At 67.8% G+C, this 3,826-nt stretch carries 7 protein-coding genes; all 7 read right to left on the bottom strand.

Annotated elements, in window-relative coordinates; all coding sequences use genetic code 11:
- The coding region (locus tag IRZ18_08925; GenBank protein MBX5477226.1) for a ribosome recycling factor at positions 1-221 on the bottom strand (221 nt) is incomplete at its 3' end.
- 26 nt (positions 222-247) lie between these two features.
- A complete protein-coding gene (locus IRZ18_08920) occupies positions 248-985 on the bottom strand; it encodes a UMP kinase (GenBank protein MBX5477225.1) in 738 nt (245 codons plus the stop codon).
- Positions 986-1,030: 45 nt separating this feature from the next.
- Positions 1,031-1,627, bottom strand: a complete 597-nt coding sequence (gene tsf / locus IRZ18_08915; protein MBX5477224.1) for a translation elongation factor Ts — start codon at positions 1,625-1,627, stop codon at positions 1,031-1,033.
- A 118-nt stretch (positions 1,628-1,745) separates the two neighbouring features.
- Positions 1,746-2,444 (bottom strand): 30S ribosomal protein S2, encoded by a 699-nt coding sequence (gene rpsB / locus IRZ18_08910; protein ID MBX5477223.1) that lies wholly within the window; start codon positions 2,442-2,444, stop codon positions 1,746-1,748.
- Positions 2,445-2,626: 182 nt separating this feature from the next.
- Positions 2,627-3,133 carry a hypothetical protein gene (locus IRZ18_08905; GenBank protein MBX5477222.1) on the bottom strand — a complete coding sequence of 169 codons (507 nt, stop codon included), beginning with the start codon at positions 3,131-3,133 and terminating at the stop codon, positions 2,627-2,629.
- 100 nt (positions 3,134-3,233) lie between these two features.
- Positions 3,234-3,542, bottom strand: a complete 309-nt coding sequence (locus IRZ18_08900; protein ID MBX5477221.1) for a hypothetical protein — start codon at positions 3,540-3,542, stop codon at positions 3,234-3,236.
- Positions 3,539-3,826: sigma-70 family RNA polymerase sigma factor (locus tag IRZ18_08895; GenBank protein MBX5477220.1), on the bottom strand; the 288-nt coding region annotated here is incomplete at its 5' end. The genes IRZ18_08900 and IRZ18_08895, both read right to left, overlap by 4 nt.

The raw sequence follows: 3,826 nt of genomic DNA, 5'->3' as shown, positions 1-3,826 counted from the left end.
TGGCTCTTGTCCCACGGCTGGATCACGATCAGCCGCGGCTCGGGGATGTTGATCGTCGCCATCTGGTTGATCGGCGTGGGCGTGCCGTAGTAGTCGACGCGGACCTTCTCCAGGAGTGCCGGCGTGGCCCGGCCGGCGCGGATGCCGGCGAGCTCGCGGCGGAACGCGTCGAGGCTGTGCTTCATGCGCTCTTCCGCATCTTTCAGTACGTCTTCAATCACGGCGCTCCCTCCGGTTTCGCACGTTGTCACTCGGCGGGCGTGGCCGCGGCGTCGGCCGAAATCAGCGTGCCGATGGGTTCTCCGAGAACGGCGCGACGGATGTTGCCCGCCTCCGCGATGTCGAAGACGAGGATCGGGATGCGGTTCTCCATGCACAAGGACACGGCCGTGGAATCCATGACGCGCAGCCCCATCTTGAGAACGTCGAGATAGCTGAGCGAGCGGAGGAGGCGCGCGCGCGGGTTCGTGCGCGGGTCGTCGTCGTACACGCCGGCCTCGTTCGTGGCCTTGAACATGACGTCGGCCTCCACCTCCGCGGCGCGGAGGGCGGCCGTGGTGTCCGTCGTGAAGTATGGGTTGCCGGTGCCCGCCGCGAAGATGACGACACGCCCCTTTTCCAGGTGGCGGACGGCGCGCCGGCGGATGAAGGGCTCCGCGATCTGGCGCATCTCGATGGCCGTCTGGACGCGCGTGTCGACGCCCACCTGCTCCAGCGCGTCCTGCAACGCGAGCGCGTTGATGACGGTGGCGAGCATGCCCATGTAGTCGGCCGTCGCGCGGTCCATGCCCTGGGCACTGCCGCTCTGGCCGCGCCAGATGTTGCCGCCGCCGACCACGATGCTGACGGCCACACCCAGCCGGACGACGTTCCGCACTTCTTCCGCGATGGCCTCCACGACGGACGGGTCGATGCCGAAGCCGCGCGGCCCGGCGAGCGCCTCGCCGCTCAACTTCAGGACGATTCGCCGGTACTTGGGCTCAATTCCGGACGCGGACAAGCGGGTACCTCCCGGATGCGCGATTCGCGGTCACTGGCCGACCTGGAAGCGCGCGAAGCGGCGGATTTCCATCTTTTCGCCCAGCTTCGCGCTGGTCTCCTGCACCCGCTCCTTCACCGTCTTCGAAGGATCCTTGACGAACGGCTGCTCCTCAAGGCAGATCTCCTGGAAGAACTTCTCCATGCGTCCCGCCACGATCTTTTCGGCGACCTGCTCCGGCTTCCCCTCTTCGCGCACGCGCGCCAGCTGGATCTGGCGCTCCGCTTCGACGACGTCCGCCGGAACGTCCTCCCGGCGCACGTAGCGCGGCGCCGCGGCGGCGACGTGCATGGCGACGTCGTGGAGGAGCTCCTTGAAGTCGTCCGTCTTGGCGACGAAGTCCGTCTCGCACGAGATCTCCACGAGCACGCCGATCTTGCCGCCCATGTGGATGTAGGCGTCGACCAGACCCTCGTTGGCGGTCCGCGAGGACAGCTTGGCCGCTTGCGAGAGGCCCTTCTGGCGGAGCCAGTCGATCGCCTTGTCGATGTCGCCCCCCGTCTCCTGAAGGGCCTTCTTGCAGTCCATCATGCCCGCGCCCGTGCGCTCGCGCAGCTCCTTGACGAGCGCGGCTGAAATGTCCGCCATTCCCGATCCTCCCTGGGTTCCGTGTCGAGATAAGGGGGCAAAAGCGCATCGGCGCTCTTGCCCCCGGTGTAAACGGCCAGCGCGTGTCGCCAGCCACGTGCGTCCCGGCCGAGACGCCTCAAGCGGTGACCTGGACGCCCTGCTTGCCTTCGAGCACGGCGTCGGCCATCTTCGACGTGATCAGACGGACGGCGCGGATCGCGTCGTCGTTCCCGGGGATGATGTAGTCCACCTCGTCCGGGTCGCAGTTGGTGTCGACGATCGCCACGACGGGAATGCCCAGCTTGCGGGCTTCCGTGACGGCGATGTTCTCCTTGCGCGGGTCCACGACGTAGATGGCGCCGGGCAACCGCTTCATCCCGCGGATGCCGCCGAGGAACTTCTCAAGCTTCTCCTTTTCATGGCGCAGCCGCGCGGCTTCCTTCTTGCTGAGCCGGTCGAAGTAGCCGCTCTGTTCCATGTCGTCGAGCTCTTCGAGACGCTGCAGGCGGGAACGGATGGTCTGGAAGTTCGTCAGCATTCCGCCCAGCCAGCGGTGGTTGACGTACGGCATGCCACACCGGCGCGCCTCTTCGGCGATGGTCTCCTGGGCCTGCTTCTTCGTGCCGACGAACAGCACGTCTTCCCCTTCGAAGACGACGTCCCGGACGAAGCTATAGGCATCTTCGATGAGGCGAACGGTCTTTTGCAGGTCGATGATGTAGATGCCGTTGCGCTCGGTGAAGATGTAGGGCTTCATCTTGGGGTTCCAACGGCGCGTCTGGTGGCCGAAGTGAACACCGGCTTCGAGGAGTTGCTTCATCTGAACGACGGGCACGCGTCTTCACCTCCTTCCGGTTCAGCCGCCGCTTCCCAGCGCGCGTCAACCACGGGAACCGTGGCACCGGGACGCGCGAACACCCCGAGACGCAGCGGGGCCGCCCTGTAAAGGGCGAGGAAGCGTGAGAATTTGGTCCCGCCGCTCGCGCGGACGGTCCGGAAGGACTATATCACATCGTTTCAACGAATGTCGACGACGATCGGAATCGTCACGCCGGGAACGACTTCGACGGGAAGGGAGCGGCGAATGAGACGATCATGCAGCGTGCGCGCGATGGTCGTCGACGCCTGGTCGGCCCATGCGGTCGCGAGTCCGTCGACATCGATGCTGTCGAGCTGCTTCTGGAATTCGCGCGTGATCTCGTCCCGCAGGTGGTCGCGCAGCGCCTGGGTCGCCGTCGCCGGCAGGTCCACGCGCACGCCGTAGAGCACGAAGGACGCGTCGCCGAGCTGCTTGTTGACTTCCTCCGCCACCTTCGCCGGCACCTGCGCCTTCACGGCCTCAATGACCCTCGGCATCTCCGCAAGCACCTGCTGCCGGATCTCCGCCTGCACGTCCGCCGTCAGCGGCGAGGCGTCCACCCTCGCGACGACCCCGTGCCGCATGACGTACGCGCCGCCGGCCGCACCTGCCGCCGCGGTCAGCGCAATTCCCCAAAGCAGGCCCTTCATGAACATCCAACGCACGCGAGACAGCCTCCCTGGAAAAGCGGCTCCGCCCCTGGAAAATGGGACAGCCTCTGGATACTATGCCCAGCGAGGCGTCTCTTATGCGCCCAAGCCCGGGTCAATCCAGGCGCAGGTCGAGGTGGGGCTCGCCGTCCTCCGGCGACCGCGTCCCGCGCTCGCCGCGCGGCGCCCCCGAACTGCGCGCCCGCTCCTGCGGCCGGCGGCGCGTTTCGTCCCCGGCGTGGCCGAGCGTGCCCGTTTCGGCCCGCGGCGGCCGCGCCACCGCGCGCTCGCCGCGCCGGCGACGCGCCTCTTCGGCCGCCTGCTGGCCCGCCAGCTGCGCCTCCGCCCCCGCCCGCCAGACGTGCTCCGCCCGCTCGACGGCGCCCGCGGCGGGGACCGCGCCCTGCCCTTCCACCGGTTTCACCGCAATGCCTCCTTTTGCCGCGCCAGACGGCCGCGCAGGCGCAGGATCGCCTTCGAGTGGAGCTGCGAGATGCGCGACACCGACAGCCCCATGACGTGCGCGATCTCCGTGGCCGTCAGCCCTTCGTAGTAATAGAGGGCGACGACCGTCCGCTCCTTCGGCGGGAGCTTGTCGATCGCGTCCGCGAGGATGCGCTTCCGCTCCTGCAGGTACGCGCTCTCAAGGGGATCCAGAGCGCGGCCGTCGGCCACGATCTCCTGCAGCGCCAGCTCGCCGTCGCCGTC

The organism is Clostridia bacterium (assembly GCA_019683875.1).
Taxonomy (GTDB): domain Bacteria; phylum Bacillota; class Sulfobacillia; order RBS10-35; family Bu92; genus Bu92.
The sequence above is the reverse complement of the archived record's forward strand: the minus strand, read 5'-3'. Positions and strand labels throughout refer to the sequence as shown.

Coding starts and splice junctions, on each gene's coding strand:
- tsf (MBX5477224.1), bottom strand. CDS start 1,627: ATGGCGGACATTTCAGCCGCGCTCGTCAAGGAGCTGCGCGAGCGCACG.